This window comes from Polynucleobacter sp. P1-05-14 (assembly GCF_018881675.1).
Lineage (GTDB): Bacteria > Pseudomonadota > Gammaproteobacteria > Burkholderiales > Burkholderiaceae > Polynucleobacter.
In genome coordinates this window covers 51921-64746 of the sequence record NZ_JACVPV010000002.1, presented here as the reverse complement: position 1 = coordinate 64746, position 12826 = coordinate 51921, and the positions used below count along the sequence as shown (strand labels likewise).

The window sequence follows — 12826 nt, the reverse complement described above, 5'->3', positions numbered from 1 at the left end:
GACCTCGATGAGTAGCCTAACGCCGTCACAGCTATTTATTAGTTTTAGCAAAATTGGTATGTCAGGCTTTGGTGGTGTGCTCCCTTGGGCTAGACGAACCCTAGTGGAGCGGGACAAAATTCTGACTTCCGAGGAATTTAGTGCCATCCTTGGTATTTGCCAGATCGTTCCAGGCCCCAATATTGTTAACCTCGCTGTTTGCGTTGGCTCTCGATTTGCGGGAGCAAGAGGGGCAGCAGCTGCAGTTCTTGGTCTGACCCTCGGACCAATTGCCATTGTGCTGTTACTCGCCATACTCTATCAACACTACAGCTATTTGGATACAGTAAAAGGACTATTGCGGGGCATCTCTGCAGTAGGCGTAGGTCTCATCGCTTCAACTGGTTTCAAGATGCTACGCGATGAGTTTCGCTTTCCTCTGATGCTGCTAGTAGTGGTCATCACCATCTGTGCAGTTACCTACTTTCATGTCGGTCTGGGTTGGGTTGTGCTTGCTGTTTTACCGCTGGCACTGTTCTTGGCACGTAAGAAAGCGCTTAGTTCATGAGTATGCTTTTTAGTGTCTTTCTGAAACTATCCGCCTTCTCGCTTGTTGCGTTTGGCGGCGTGAATGCATTGCTACCAGAGTTGTTGAACTTAGCTGTCTATCAAGAGCATTGGATTGATCTGCAAACTTTTTCAGATTACTTTGCTATAGCGCAAGCAGCACCAGGCCCTAACTTTATGACTGTCACGCTATTAGGCTGGCATATTTATGGTGTACTGGGTGCATTTATTGCCACACTGGCAATTGCATGGCCCTCATCCATCCTGATTTATTTTTTGCAACGCTTTATTATGGGTATTCAAGATCCCATCAAGAAGAAATCTATTCAATACGCAGCGGCAGCACTAGCTATTGGGCTGGTTCTTTCTTCTGCATGGCAAATTGCTATTCAAATTAACCATAGCGCGGCAGCCTACGCCTTGACTCTTGCGACTATCGGCTTTACATTATTCACACGCTGGCACCCACTTTATCTCATTGCAATTGGCGGCGCTTTAGGAATTCTGGGTTTTATTTAAATCACTTTTCTTAGGATAAATATGCGACTCATTCAGAACTTTTCAGTCTGTTTAATAAGTCTAATTACCTTATTTTCTGCCGCTGCTTTTGCGCAAAATAACTACCCCAGCAAACCCATTAATTTCATTGTTCCTTATGGTGCCGGTGGTGGCGCAGACTCACGCAGTCGTCAGATTGCCCAAAAAATGAGTGTCATTCTCAAGCAACCCATCATCGTTGATAACAAACCGGGGGCTGGCGGCAACATTGGTACAGAATTCATTTCTAGAGCCGCTCCAGATGGCTACACCATTGGGATGGGCAACTTCGCGCCCATGGCTGTTAATAAAACGCTCTTTGGCAACTTGCGTTACGACCCAGAAGCAGATCTTACGCCTATCATTTTGATTGAAAAAGGGCCTCTGGTGCTGGTGGTCAATCCAAGCTCACCATATAAAACAGTACAAGAAATTGTTGCGGCCGCTAAAGCTAAGCCGGGTACTCTCACTTTCTCATCGGGCGGCATTGGAGGTAGCCATCAATTATCCGGTGAGCTCTTTAAACAAAGCGCTAGCATCGATATGATTCACGTACCGTATAAGAGTGGATCTGCTGGTTTAACCGATCTAATGGCCGGAAACGTCACCATGATGTTTGATCAAATGTATTCAGCGATGCCAAGCATCAAAGCCGATAAGTTACGCCCCATTGCTATTACTAGCAAGAAGCGCTCCCCTCTTCTACCGAACATACCTACTTTTGCTGAAGCTGGCTATCCCAAGGTTGAGGTTCTCAATTGGCAAGGCTTGATTGCGCCTAAGGGGACGCCAAAGGCTATCATCGATAAATTAAATGCCGCTGCAAATGAAGCGCTTAAAGATCCGCAACTACGCGAACTCATGCTCTCTCAAGGGAATGAGATTGGTGGAGGAAGCCCAGCTGAATTTGCCGGCCTGATTAAAGCTGAAAGTGCCAAATGGAGTGCTGTTGTAAAAACAGCCAATATCAAGCCGGAGTAAAGAATTCAATTTTGAATGACATTGGGGGCTTAGTGCCCCCAATTTTATTTGAAAGCCTGGTAGGTCAAGATCCCCAAAAAGGTGAGCGCAAGTGAGCCAACTAGATTAAGTAGGGCTGTGCCCAAAGCCCAGGTAAATTCCCCGCGTTGCATAAAGCCAACTACTTCAGCAGAAAAGCTTGAGAAGGTGGTTAACCCCCCCAAGAAGCCAGTAACCACTAAGAGTTTCCACTCTGGAGAAAGATTTGGATTGTTGCCAAAGAAAGCAACTGCAATACCAATCAAATATCCACCAACCATATTCGATATAAAAGTACCCAATGGCAGTGAAGAAGCCATCCCTACGGTGGCGTAATTAAAGCCTGCTCTTAATAAAGCGCCGAAGCCCGCTCCAAAAAAGATTGCAAAGATAGGAAGCCACATAATCTGCTCTTGTTATTGAATTGAAAAACCCAGCATGCTAATTGAACTCATCTCAATTCCATTTGTATAGATTTTGGCCTGCTCTCCCGCTTCCTGCAAGGCCAGGGTATACAAGGCTGGCCAATAATGTTCTGCGGTCGGAATAGATAGGTGTGCTGCATCACCAAAATGCTCCCAGTCAATCAATGCCTCATGATGATTGGCGCGCATTTCTGAAGCAAAAAAATCATTGAATTCTTTTGCCCATGGGTAAGGCTCCGCCCTATCTTGCCAATGAATGGTGCGCAAGTTGTGCACCACATTGCCGCTAGACAAAATAAGAATATTTTCATCGCGCAGGGGGCGTAATTCCTTAGCAAGCTCATAGTGCTCACGTGCTGACATCGCACCATCGAGACTCAACTGCACTATAGGCACATCTGCATTGGGGTACATGTATTTCAGAACCGACCAAGCACCATGATCAATACCCCATTCATTCTCTTCAAGTACGACAGGGACGCTCAATAATTCTTGCACACGATCAGCTAATGCAGGGCTACCTGGAGCTGGATATTGAACATCAAACAGTGCTTGTGGAAAGCCACCGAAATCATGAATTGTTTTTGGCTTAGCCATTGCAGTAACCCAAACTCCTCGGGTTACCCAATGCGCTGAAATCACCAATATCGCGTCAGGACGCTTTAATGATTTTCCAAGAGCTGACCATGCCGCTGTATAGTAGTTGGGCTCTATGGCATACATCGGACTGCCATGGCCAGCAAATATTGCAGGTTGGCGATGGCTAATCATTAATACTGATTAACCGAATACGTAACCTGTATGAGCCGCAACCAAGGCAAACAAAATAGCCAAGCTAGTAGCAGCGGCCAACATCACGACCAATGTAATGATCTTTTTGTTGATCTCTTCTTTAGATTCGTTATGCCATTCGTTCATGCTAAATCCTCTATAAACTCATTAATGAATAGGGTAATTATCCACTATCGACCGCGACCAGCCTTGCGCATCATGCCTTTTCCCCCACCAAAGCCTGCCTGAGGCCTTCCAGCTGGGCCAGAGGGTCCTTTGGGTACGGGTGGACGTGCTGGCGGCTTCGACGCTAGCGCTTTTGCTGGGGTTTTTGAATCGGGTTTCTTTTCATCAGTCACTTTGAGCTCCTATGGATATCATATTGCCATGATTACTGACTATTCTATCCAAGCTGTCGCAATTAATGCGATTCCCCTAATTTTTGCCATCACTATCCATGAGGCAGCCCATGGCTACGCAGCCCGCAGGTTCGGCGACAACACCGCCTACATGCTGGGACGGGTGAGCCTCAATCCCGCTAAACACATAGACCCTGTGGGTACCATATTGATTCCACTCGTCTTAATTCTGACGGGGTCTCCTTTTTTGGTGGGGTATGCCAAGCCGGTACCGGTCAATTTTGGGCGACTCAGAAACCCCAGAATTGACTCGATTTGGGTTGCCTTAGCGGGACCGGGATCGAATTTCATACAGGCAATCATTTGGGCGGTCTTTTGGGTCCTGGTTCAGGGCTTTGGAATTGATGAGCCCTTCCTGACTTCAATGGCAAAAGCAGGTGTAATGTGGAATATCGGTTTACTAGTATTTAATCTGTTTCCACTACCACCCCTGGATGGTGGAAGAATTTTGGCTGGCCTTTTGCCAGCACGCCAATCCATCACCCTGGGCAGATTAGAGCCATGGGGATTCTTTATTGTGCTCGGTCTAGTCTTTACTGGAATTATTGGCACCCTGTGGATGGAGCCCCTCAGCAGCTTTTTCCTGGGCATCATTAATCTCCTAATGACTCCCCTCAGAATGATTTTTTAAGTGGGCAAAAACTACTATTCTGGGATATGCTAAAAATAAGCAGTCCAATTGATCAAGGGAGAGCAAACATGAAACTACAGAAATTTGTTTTAGCAGGTACTGCAACTGCTTTAGCGATTAGCGCAGGCGCTGCATTTGCTCAATTTCAAAATGCAGAAAAAGCAATCGAATATCGTCAAAGCGTTATGACGATCATTAACACTCATTTTGGAAGAATTGGTGCTGTTGTTAAAGGTGCGGCACCTTATAACAAAGACGATGTAAGCAAAAATGCAGAGATCGTAGCAATGATGTCTACTTTGCCTTGGCAAGCTTTTGGTCCTGGTACTGAAGGCGGTAAAGCGAAACCCGAGGCGTGGTCAGATAACGCCAAGTTCAAGGCGGCAGCGGACAAAATGCAACTGGCGGTTATTGACCTCAATAAAGCGGCTCAGTCAGGCGACTTAGAAAGCATCAAAAAATCTTTTGGTGCAGCAGGCGCAACCTGCAAAGGCTGCCATGATGACTTCAAAAAGAAATAAGCAATTTTTATTGATCGTTATTTCGTAATCAAGTAACCCACTACTACCGCGATCACACTTAAAAGCAGTAAAGCAAAACCGCGCTGTAGCACTCCATCCTTGGAGGCCCGATCCAAGTCAGCAGGCAAGTATTTAGCCTCTTCACTTGGGTCGATTTCTTTATCGCCACTAATCATAGGCTTAATTAGATTTTCGCCTTTGAATTTCTTGTAATACCAAATCGCTGAGATATGAATTGCGATCAGGGTATAAATCACCACTTGATTACCTTCGTGAATCTCCGATAAAAATGAAGAAATCGAACCAGACACATACTTTGCTAGTGGCCCTTGAAAGGAGACCTCATCATCAACAAATAAGCCAGTCAGCACTTGAACGCATAAAACAAAAATCAGTGAAAATACAGAAATTGCACCAATGGGGTTGTGTCCAAGAACGCGGGGCGAACTTCCACTTAAGTAATCAAAAATCGCTTTTTTAGTCGGCAAGAAAGAGGCGAAGCGCGCATGGGTAGACCCAACAAAACCCCAGACAATCCTGAAGATCAACAAGGTCAAAATGCTGTAACCGAAATAAGCATGCCATTGAATGAATTCATCACCCAGATTGATTGTCACAAAGCTACCGGCTATACAAACCACCAGCAACCAATGAAATAAGCGGATTGGTAGATCCCAGACTCGAATAATTTTCTTCATCCTTTAAGAATAATCCTCTTCTCCTCTAAAATAGAGGGAATTCATGAATCCCGGCAAAGCCTTTAGAACCCTACTGCTGTACCGCGTTGGCGCAACCCTAAGCTACCAAATTACAATGGTAGCGGTAGGTTGGCATCTTTACGAAATCACCAATAGCGTAGTTTCACTCGGGCTGATTGGTCTTGCAGAGCTTGTTCCCTACTTTGCGCTGGCTCTATATTCAGGTCATGCGGTTGATCACCACTCCCGTAAGTGGATTGCTGCAATTGCCTGCCTCATTCATATTGCGGTTGGGTTATTTTTAACCGTCATCGCATTGGGATGGCTTAGCCCACCGATTCCATTGATCTACACCGCAGTGGCATTTATTGGTATTGGGCGCGCTTTATTAAGGCCCTCCTATCAGGCGCTTTTCGGACAAATCATTCCGAGAGATCAACTGCCTCGTTATACAGCGTATGCATCTTCAGCGTTTCAGATCTGCGTAGTAGCAGGCCCAGGATTAGGCGGACTGATGATTGGCTTTGCTGGTCTTGAATGGACGTATCTGCTCGCTGCCTTCTGTGGAGCGGTTGGTTTATACGGAATTACTTTCATTACTGCCGTCCAAGAAAAATCGAGCGGCCTATCTAAACACTTTCTAAAAAGCTTTTTAGAAGGGTTTCATTACGTCAGAAAACATGAACTTATTTTGAGCATCATGGCGCTCGATATGTTTGCCGTTCTCTTCGGTGGTGCAGTCTCTATTCTTCCAGCCTTTGTGAAAGAGGTGCTCAATGCGGGCCCAGAAACTCTAGGAATATTGCGTGCTGCGCCCGCGGCTGGGGCAGTGATTACCGGAATCTACCTTGCTCGGCGTCCCGTGCTAAAGGACTCAGGAAAATATCTTCTGATATCAGTGGCAGGATTTGGTGCAGCGATTATTGCCTTTGGCATCTCCAGCAATTTATGGCTCTGCGCATTCTTTCTATTTATCTCCGGATGCTTTGACTCAATATCAGTGGTGATTCGCGGCAGCATCATGCAGCTCACCACACCAGATCATATGCGCGGCAGAATTAGCGCCATTAATGGCATATTCATTGGCTCATCTAATGAATTGGGTGCGCTTGAGTCTGGCATTGCTGCCAGCATGATCGGTTTAGTGCCATCCATCGTATTTGGTGGGGTCGCGACGATTGCTATCGTCCTCATTACTTATCGGCTCGCCCCACACCTAGGCAAACTACATCTGAAAGATATTTCTTAGTAAGCAACTAAACAACTAGTTGCTATTTAATTTCAGGAAGATCTTTCTGAATAATCTTCAGGCCAGCACGCAACGCTTCTTGATAGCGTTCACGTTCAGCCTTAATCGTTTCAGCAGTCCAGGTGAAGAAACCTTCGCCAGTTTTCATGCCAAACTTGCCGCTAGCAATGCGGTCACTCAAGCACTTCGCTATCGTTGGTGAATTGTTTAAGGTTGGATAGATGGTTGCACCTCCAGCACCGTGCACCTCAAGGCCAGCATGATCTCGCTGCATGGCTGGGCCTGCTGCGATGTAGCGAAAGCCAAAGCCAAAACGAACGGCTTTATCAATATCTTCTGGTGTACAAATGCCTTCATCAACCATTGAAAAAGCCTCACGCGATAAAGCATGCTGCAAACGATTAGCCAAAAATCCCGGAAGATCTTTTTTCACAGTAACAGGCACCATGCCACACGCTGTCATTAAACGTGAGAGGCTTTCACCCACCATTGGCGAAGTCTTTGCACCATATACCACTTCCACACAAGGTACTAAATGGGCAGGCATAAAGAAATGCAAACCAATCATACGAGCAGATGTTTTTAGGCCGCTGGCAATTTGACTAATTGGAAAGCTCGTACTATTGCTCGCCAATACCGCCTCAGGCTTTGCATATTTTTCCAACTTAGTAAATAGCTCTCGCTTGATATCTAAACGCTCAGGCACGCACTCAATCACTAAATCAATATCAGACCAATCAACCTCTTCAAGCGAACCCGCAACAGACAGTAAATCAATACGATGCTCATAACCAAGATCCGACATGGTGCTTGCAAAGTAATCCGGCAGGAGGGCTCGTCGCTCTGTAGTTGGCTCCACCACCTGGACTGCACAGCCACCACGTGCACAAACGGCTGCAACGTCTGCACCCATAGTGCCGCCACCGACAATAACCACCTTGGTTTCAGCTGGGGTCAATAACATGAATACTCTCCTAAAAGGGGAAGGACTTTTTCTGAAAAATCCTCTTACAATGGGGTCATTATTTCAATAAAAAAGTAAGTGAGACATGATCCCTGTCAATTCGGTGCTACAGGTCGGCCATTTCCCTGAAATTATGCAGGCAGAGATAGATCGACGCTTTACCCCTTTCCACCATCCCAACCCTCAAGCCCCTGCTCCTGCCGGAAACTTTCAGGCGATTTTGATTCGTTCCAATACCAAGTTGCCCGAAGCTCTGGTTAAACAGATCCCCAGTATTCGGATGGTTGCCACTTGTGGGGTTGGCTATGACAACCTTCCTTTGGCTTATCTTAAAGAGCAAGGAATTAAAGCAAGCAACACTCCTGGCGTCCTAAACGATGCCGTATGCGAACTGGCCATTGGCATGATGCTCGCCCTACTGCGCCAACTGCCCGAGGCGCAGGAATACGTCAAAAGCACCGCTTGGTCAAAAGAACCCTTCAGACTCACAACTACTATGGCTGGTAAACGAGTGGGTATCGCTGGCATGGGTCGCATTGGGCAAGATCTGGCTAAACGTTTAGAGCCATTCAAAGTTGAGATAGCTTATTCGGGGCCTAATAAAAAATCTTTGCCCTACGCCTACTATCCAGATGCTCAAGAATTAGCCAAGGCCTGTGACATCTTATTTTTAGCTTGCCCAGCAACCCCCGATACAGACAATATGATTAATGCTAGGGTTCTAGAAGCCTTGGGTCCATCGGGATATTTAATCAATATTGCCCGCGGCAGTGTGGTCGATGAGGGGGCACTTTTATATGCGCTGCAACATAAAAAGATTGCAGGTGCGGCCTTGGATGTTTTTGAGAACGAACCTAACCCAAGTCATGAATTTTTAACGCTTGATAATGTATTGTTAACACCGCACATTGGAAGCGCTACCTCGGAAACACGAATAGCCATGACCAACTTAGCCGTAGATAATTTAGAAGCCTTCTTTAACCAACAAACACTTCCATCTGAAGTAAATAACTAAAAACGGAGCCAGCATGACGATTTCTCTGCACCCTTCCACCTTGCCAGCGGTGTTATCCCCTGTCATCACCCCATTTAAGGCGGACGGCAGTCCAGATGCTCCTAAGTTATTAAAACAATGCCAATGGCTAGAAGCTAATGGTGTTGGGCAGGCTATCTTTGGCACGAACTCAGAAGCAAACTCAATGTCTGCCCCGCAGAAGATGAGCACCTTAACAGCATTAGTGGAAGGTGGATTAAAGCCTGAGCACTTAATGCCGGGTACCGGCGCAACCTCTATTGATGCCACAGTGAATATGACACGTCACGCAGTCAACCATAAGTGCGCAGGCGTATTAATGTTGCCGCCCTTCTATTACAAAGACGTAACTGATGATGGTCTGTTCGCTTATTTTTCCGAAGTGATTCAAAAGGTAGGAAGTGCAGCTCTACAGATTTATATCTACAACATTCCACCGGTTACCAAAGTGAACTTAAGCCTCTCTTTGCTTGAGCGGCTAGCGAAAGAATATCCAAAGACTGTTGTAGGCATGAAAGACAGCTCTGGGGATTGGTCTTATACAGAATCAGTCATTAAATTATTAGCTCCTTCAGGCTTCCGCGTCTATGCAGGTAGCGAAGTATTCCTCATGCGTGCCTTGCGCGCTGGCGGTGTTGGCTGCATCTCCGCCACCGCTAACGTCAACCCAAAAGCCATTGCCGATTTAGCAGCACACTGGAGAGAATCAAACGCTGATGCTCTTCAAGCAAACCTGGATCAAGTACGTGGAATTTTTGCCAAGTACCAAATGATTGCTGGTATGAAGACTGCCGTAGCCCATTACACCAAAGATTCTGAGTGGCTCAGAGTGCGCCCACCATTGATGCAGTTAAGCCCTGAGCAACAAGCGCAACTTCTCAGCGAGCTCAAAGCAATTAACTTCAGCATGCCAGGTTTGTAATTTCAAAATATAAAAAATTAATTAGGAGACAACAATGAAGTTACTCAAAATCATTGCCTTATCACTTAGCCTTCTTTGCGCGAGTGTTAGCGCCCAAAACATTTCCATCGCAACTGGCGGTACAGGTGGCGTGTACTACCCCATGGGTGGTGGTCTTGCATCTGTTCTGTCAAGCAAAGTTCCTGGTATGTCTGCTACTGCAGAGGTGACCGGGGGCTCGGTAGATAACCTAAATCTCATTGGCACTGGTAAGCCATACGTTGGTTTCTCCATGGCTGATGCCGCTAAAGATGCTCAGATTGGCGAAGGTAAGTTTGCTGGCAAAAAAGTGGACTTACGCACTCTAGTAGTTCTTTATCCAAACCTCATGCACGTAGTAACAGTGGACTCTACTGGTATCAAGTCCATGAAAGACCTCAAAGGTAAGCGCATTAGCACTGGCGCTCCTGGTAGCGCAACGGAAGTCATGGCATTTCGCCTACTAGAAGCTGCGGGGATTGATAAAGACAAGGATGTTAAGCGTGAGCGATTGAGTGTTGCCGAATCCGTTAACGCCATTAAAGACCGCAAAATTGATGCATTCTTCTGGGTGGGTGGATTACCAACAGCAGCCGTAACCGACTTAGCCAATACGCCAGGAACCAAGATTGTGATGGTCGACACTGGCGAAGAGGTGGCGGCCATGAATAAAAAATATGGCAACCTTTACTTTGTAACTACCATTCCAAAGCCTACTTATAGCGGCATGGCTAGAGACAATAAAGTCGCAGCAGTCGCCAATATTTTGGTAGTCAATGCCAATATGCCTGACGATCAGGCCTATAAAATTGTTAAGGCGATCTTTGATAACAAATTGGAATTAGTGCGCACTCATCAAGAATTTATGAGCGTCAGCCTAGAAAACCAGAAAACAAAATCAACCCCTGTTGATTTTCATCCAGGGGCACTTAAGTACTTTAAAGAAAAGAACGTCAAACTCAATTAAGTTGATGTTTTTATCGGGGGTGAGTCAATCTCACCCCTTTCGTTTTACGGTAGTGAAAAAATAAAGTAGTACATAAAAATAATTACAGAGGTTGAGACATGAATCAAAACGTTATTGACAACGAAACCCAAGAAAAACTAGATGCCTTTATCAAGCAAGAGGAAGGGGACTCCAATGACTACAAGGGACTATTGGCGAAGTTCATCACCCTAGTAGCAGTAGGCATGTCACTCTTTCATTTATATGCCGCGTATTCAATCGTTCCAACACAAGAGTTGCGGGTCATTCACGTTGCTCTGGTTTTATTTCTCGTATTTCTAAGTTTCCCCATTGCGGCTCGCTTTAAAAACAGGCTCATGCCTTGGGATATTGTCTGCGCACTTATCTCGGTAGCCATCGCGTATTACATTCTGAGTGGTGGCGATGACTTTATGGACCGCAATACTGCGCCTAATTCTACCGATGTCATGGTGGGCATTGCATTAATTGCCCTCATCTTAGAAAGTGTTCGAAGAACCAATGGCATGATCTTGGTTACAGTAACTATCCTGTTTCTACTCTATGCATTGTTTGGCAACTACTTGCCAGCCCCTTGGACTCATAAAGGTTATGACCTTGATCGCCTAGTAGGCTACATGTATATGACTCTAGAAGGCATCTATGGCACTGCCGTTGATGTTTCTGCAACCCTCATTATTCTCTTCACCATCTTCGGCGCTTTCTTGCAATTTACTGGCGCAGGAAAGTTCTTTATTGATTTCTCATTCGCAGCAATGGGCGGAAAATCTTCTGGGGTTGGCAGAACTATCGTAATGTCCTCCTTCTTGCTCGGAGGACCCTCTGGATCGGGCGTTGCTACCACTGTTACGGTTGGCTCAGTTGCAGCCCCCATGCTCGACAAAGTGGGTTACGAGAAAAATGCTGCTGGCGGCCTTTTGGCAGCAGGCGGTCTTGGCGCCATTATCTCGCCTCCGGTACTGGGCGCAGCTGCATTCTTGATTGCAGATTTTCTCAAAATCTCCTATTTAGATGTATTGCTGATGGCAACCATTCCAACTATCCTTTTTTATCTTGGCTTATTTGTGATGGTCGAAATTGATGTACGCAAATATGGCATGAAAAATATTCATTTTGAGTCTGCTGAAACAGCCTGGCAACTCACCAAGAAATACTGGTTTCACTTCTTCTCGCTCATCTCGATTGTGGTGTTTATGTTGATGGGCTTCTCTCCCGTGATGTCCGTTTTCTGGGCAACAATAGTTTCGGCTTTATCAAGCATGTTGCGTGAAGATACCGCCATCATTCCATGGGCATGGTTTAAAGGCAAAGAACCCGTTCTCTCTGGCCTGTACAACTCCAATCTGACCAAGGCGCTTGCAACTGGTTCAACTGGTGTCTTAGCTATCGCTGCCACCTGTGCTGGTGCCGGTCTCATTGTGGGTACTGTTACCTTAACCGGTCTTGGCCTGAAATTTAGCTCGATTGTGATTCAGTATGCAGGTGGCTCGCTCTTGCTGACAACTATTTTTACCGCTCTCGTGGTTTGGGTGGTTGGCCTTGCTGTTCCAGTAACAGCCTCTTACATTATTTGTGCGGTAATCGCAGCGCCTGCTTTGATTAATTTAGGCGTGCCTGCTTTTGCAGCCCACATGTTTATCTTCTATTACGCTGTACTTTCGGAAGTATCGCCACCGACTGCACTCTCGCCATTTGCTGCAGCTGCGATTTGCAAAGGTAATCCCTACAAGACCACTTTGCAAACTTGGAAGTATGTTGCTCCAGCCATTCTGGTTCCATTTATGTTTGTATTAGATAAGTCAGGCGTTAGCTTGTTATTAATGGGATCAATCAGCGCTCTAGAGCAGGCGGACTGGATGCAAATTGCTTGGGTCTCTTTCACGGCCGTTGTTGGAATCATCTGCCTAGCCGGTGGACTACAAGGTTGGTTTATTGAGAAAACCAAGATCTTTGAGCGAATCATCATGGTGATCTCTGGGGTTGCTCTTGCCTACCCTTCCACAGAGGCGGACTTAGTTGGCTTTGTTGGATTTGGCTTGGTACTGGTAACTCAAACGATTACCCATTTCAAACTTAATCCTAGATCTTCTTAAGGTACACCTGATAGG

The 12826-nt window shown here is 46.0% G+C and carries 16 protein-coding genes; 10 read left to right on the top strand and 6 right to left on the bottom strand.

Annotated features, from left to right (window positions below; translation table 11 throughout):
- Positions 1 to 7 precede the first annotated feature (7 nt).
- From ICN37_RS02305 to ICN37_RS02295, 3 genes are read left to right on the top strand one after another with little or no spacing between them, the layout of a single operon-like run.
- Positions 8 to 547, top strand: a complete 540-nt coding sequence (locus ICN37_RS02305; RefSeq protein ID WP_215320603.1) for a chromate transporter — start codon at positions 8 to 10, stop codon at positions 545 to 547.
- A complete protein-coding gene (locus ICN37_RS02300; RefSeq protein WP_215320605.1) occupies positions 544 to 1065 on the top strand; it encodes a chromate transporter in 522 nt (173 codons plus the stop codon). Before ICN37_RS02305 ends, ICN37_RS02300 begins: the two co-directional genes overlap by 4 nt.
- A gap of 21 nt (positions 1066 to 1086) precedes the next feature.
- The gene (locus ICN37_RS02295; protein ID WP_216154542.1) at positions 1087 to 2064 is read left to right on the top strand and encodes a tripartite tricarboxylate transporter substrate binding protein; all 978 of its coding nucleotides are present in this window, start codon (positions 1087 to 1089) and stop codon (positions 2062 to 2064) included.
- 44 nt (positions 2065 to 2108) lie between these two features.
- On the opposite strand, the gene crcB is transcribed toward ICN37_RS02295, so the two are convergent.
- From crcB to ICN37_RS02275, 4 genes are read right to left on the bottom strand one after another with little or no spacing between them, the layout of a single operon-like run.
- A complete protein-coding gene (gene crcB / locus ICN37_RS02290) occupies positions 2109 to 2486 on the bottom strand; it encodes a fluoride efflux transporter CrcB (protein ID WP_216154541.1) in 378 nt (125 codons plus the stop codon).
- Positions 2487 to 2498: 12 nt separating this feature from the next.
- Positions 2499 to 3278 carry a 4,5-DOPA dioxygenase extradiol gene (gene ygiD, locus ICN37_RS02285; RefSeq protein WP_216154540.1) on the bottom strand — a complete coding sequence of 260 codons (780 nt, stop codon included), beginning with the start codon at positions 3276 to 3278 and terminating at the stop codon, positions 2499 to 2501.
- A 9-nt stretch (positions 3279 to 3287) separates the two neighbouring features.
- On the bottom strand, positions 3288 to 3425 hold the full coding sequence (locus tag ICN37_RS02280) for a hypothetical protein (RefSeq protein ID WP_169709848.1): 138 nt from the start codon (positions 3423 to 3425) through the stop codon (positions 3288 to 3290).
- 44 nt (positions 3426 to 3469) lie between these two features.
- On the bottom strand, positions 3470 to 3637 hold the full coding sequence (locus ICN37_RS02275) for a hypothetical protein (protein ID WP_216154539.1): 168 nt from the start codon (positions 3635 to 3637) through the stop codon (positions 3470 to 3472).
- A 28-nt stretch (positions 3638 to 3665) separates the two neighbouring features.
- On the opposite strand from ICN37_RS02275, the gene ICN37_RS02270 reads away from it, so the two are divergent.
- Together ICN37_RS02270 and ICN37_RS02265 are read left to right on the top strand one after the other, a co-directional pair.
- On the top strand, positions 3666 to 4328 hold the full coding sequence (locus ICN37_RS02270; protein WP_216154538.1) for a site-2 protease family protein: 663 nt from the start codon (positions 3666 to 3668) through the stop codon (positions 4326 to 4328).
- A 68-nt stretch (positions 4329 to 4396) separates the two neighbouring features.
- Positions 4397 to 4849 carry a cytochrome c gene (locus ICN37_RS02265; protein ID WP_216154537.1) on the top strand — a complete coding sequence of 151 codons (453 nt, stop codon included), beginning with the start codon at positions 4397 to 4399 and terminating at the stop codon, positions 4847 to 4849.
- A gap of 17 nt (positions 4850 to 4866) precedes the next feature.
- On the opposite strand, the gene ICN37_RS02260 is transcribed toward ICN37_RS02265, so the two are convergent.
- The gene (locus tag ICN37_RS02260) at positions 4867 to 5547 is read right to left on the bottom strand and encodes a cytochrome b/b6 domain-containing protein (protein ID WP_216154536.1); all 681 of its coding nucleotides are present in this window, start codon (positions 5545 to 5547) and stop codon (positions 4867 to 4869) included.
- Positions 5548 to 5590: 43 nt separating this feature from the next.
- Between ICN37_RS02260 and ICN37_RS02255 the strand changes: the two genes are divergently transcribed.
- Positions 5591 to 6796 carry an MFS transporter gene (locus ICN37_RS02255; RefSeq protein ID WP_216154535.1) on the top strand — a complete coding sequence of 402 codons (1206 nt, stop codon included), beginning with the start codon at positions 5591 to 5593 and terminating at the stop codon, positions 6794 to 6796.
- A 22-nt stretch (positions 6797 to 6818) separates the two neighbouring features.
- Here the strand turns inward: ICN37_RS02255 and ICN37_RS02250 are convergent, their stop codons facing one another.
- Positions 6819 to 7760 carry a 3-hydroxyacyl-CoA dehydrogenase family protein gene (locus ICN37_RS02250; protein WP_216154534.1) on the bottom strand — a complete coding sequence of 314 codons (942 nt, stop codon included), beginning with the start codon at positions 7758 to 7760 and terminating at the stop codon, positions 6819 to 6821.
- An 85-nt stretch (positions 7761 to 7845) separates the two neighbouring features.
- On the opposite strand from ICN37_RS02250, the gene ICN37_RS02245 reads away from it, so the two are divergent.
- The 4 genes from ICN37_RS02245 to ICN37_RS02230 all read left to right on the top strand — a co-directional run bounded on the left by ICN37_RS02245 (position 7846) and on the right by ICN37_RS02230 (position 12811).
- Positions 7846 to 8775, top strand: a complete 930-nt coding sequence (locus ICN37_RS02245; RefSeq protein WP_216154533.1) for a 2-hydroxyacid dehydrogenase — start codon at positions 7846 to 7848, stop codon at positions 8773 to 8775.
- Between the two features lie 13 nt (positions 8776 to 8788).
- Positions 8789 to 9715 carry a dihydrodipicolinate synthase family protein gene (locus ICN37_RS02240; protein WP_216154532.1) on the top strand — a complete coding sequence of 309 codons (927 nt, stop codon included), beginning with the start codon at positions 8789 to 8791 and terminating at the stop codon, positions 9713 to 9715.
- 34 nt (positions 9716 to 9749) lie between these two features.
- Entirely contained in the window at positions 9750 to 10700 is a 951-nt protein-coding gene (locus ICN37_RS02235) for a TAXI family TRAP transporter solute-binding subunit (protein ID WP_216154531.1), read from the top strand.
- 98 nt (positions 10701 to 10798) lie between these two features.
- Positions 10799 to 12811, top strand: coding sequence for a TRAP transporter fused permease subunit (locus tag ICN37_RS02230; RefSeq protein ID WP_216154530.1), 2013 nt, complete (start codon positions 10799 to 10801; stop codon positions 12809 to 12811).
- Positions 12812 to 12826: the final 15 nt, after the last annotated feature.

Bases quoted from the DNA above. Each gene is read 5' to 3' on its own strand.
- ICN37_RS02305 (WP_215320603.1), top strand. From the start codon at position 8: ATGAGTAGCCTAACGCCGTCACAGCTATTTATTAGTTTTAGCAAAATT.
- ICN37_RS02300 (WP_215320605.1), top strand. From the start codon at position 544: ATGAGTATGCTTTTTAGTGTCTTTCTGAAACTATCCGCCTTCTCGCTT.
- ICN37_RS02295 (WP_216154542.1), top strand. From the start codon at position 1,087: ATGCGACTCATTCAGAACTTTTCAGTCTGTTTAATAAGTCTAATTACC.
- crcB (WP_216154541.1), bottom strand. From the start codon at position 2,486: ATGTGGCTTCCTATCTTTGCAATCTTTTTTGGAGCGGGCTTCGGCGCT.
- ygiD (WP_216154540.1), bottom strand. From the start codon at position 3,278: ATGATTAGCCATCGCCAACCTGCAATATTTGCTGGCCATGGCAGTCCG.
- ICN37_RS02280 (WP_169709848.1), bottom strand. From the start codon at position 3,425: ATGAACGAATGGCATAACGAATCTAAAGAAGAGATCAACAAAAAGATC.
- ICN37_RS02270 (WP_216154538.1), top strand. From the start codon at position 3,666: ATGATTACTGACTATTCTATCCAAGCTGTCGCAATTAATGCGATTCCC.
- ICN37_RS02265 (WP_216154537.1), top strand. From the start codon at position 4,397: ATGAAACTACAGAAATTTGTTTTAGCAGGTACTGCAACTGCTTTAGCG.
- ICN37_RS02260 (WP_216154536.1), bottom strand. From the start codon at position 5,547: ATGAAGAAAATTATTCGAGTCTGGGATCTACCAATCCGCTTATTTCAT.
- ICN37_RS02255 (WP_216154535.1), top strand. From the start codon at position 5,591: ATGAATCCCGGCAAAGCCTTTAGAACCCTACTGCTGTACCGCGTTGGC.
- ICN37_RS02250 (WP_216154534.1), bottom strand. From the start codon at position 7,760: ATGTTATTGACCCCAGCTGAAACCAAGGTGGTTATTGTCGGTGGCGGC.
- ICN37_RS02245 (WP_216154533.1), top strand. From the start codon at position 7,846: ATGATCCCTGTCAATTCGGTGCTACAGGTCGGCCATTTCCCTGAAATT.
- ICN37_RS02240 (WP_216154532.1), top strand. From the start codon at position 8,789: ATGACGATTTCTCTGCACCCTTCCACCTTGCCAGCGGTGTTATCCCCT.
- ICN37_RS02235 (WP_216154531.1), top strand. From the start codon at position 9,750: ATGAAGTTACTCAAAATCATTGCCTTATCACTTAGCCTTCTTTGCGCG.
- ICN37_RS02230 (WP_216154530.1), top strand. From the start codon at position 10,799: ATGAATCAAAACGTTATTGACAACGAAACCCAAGAAAAACTAGATGCC.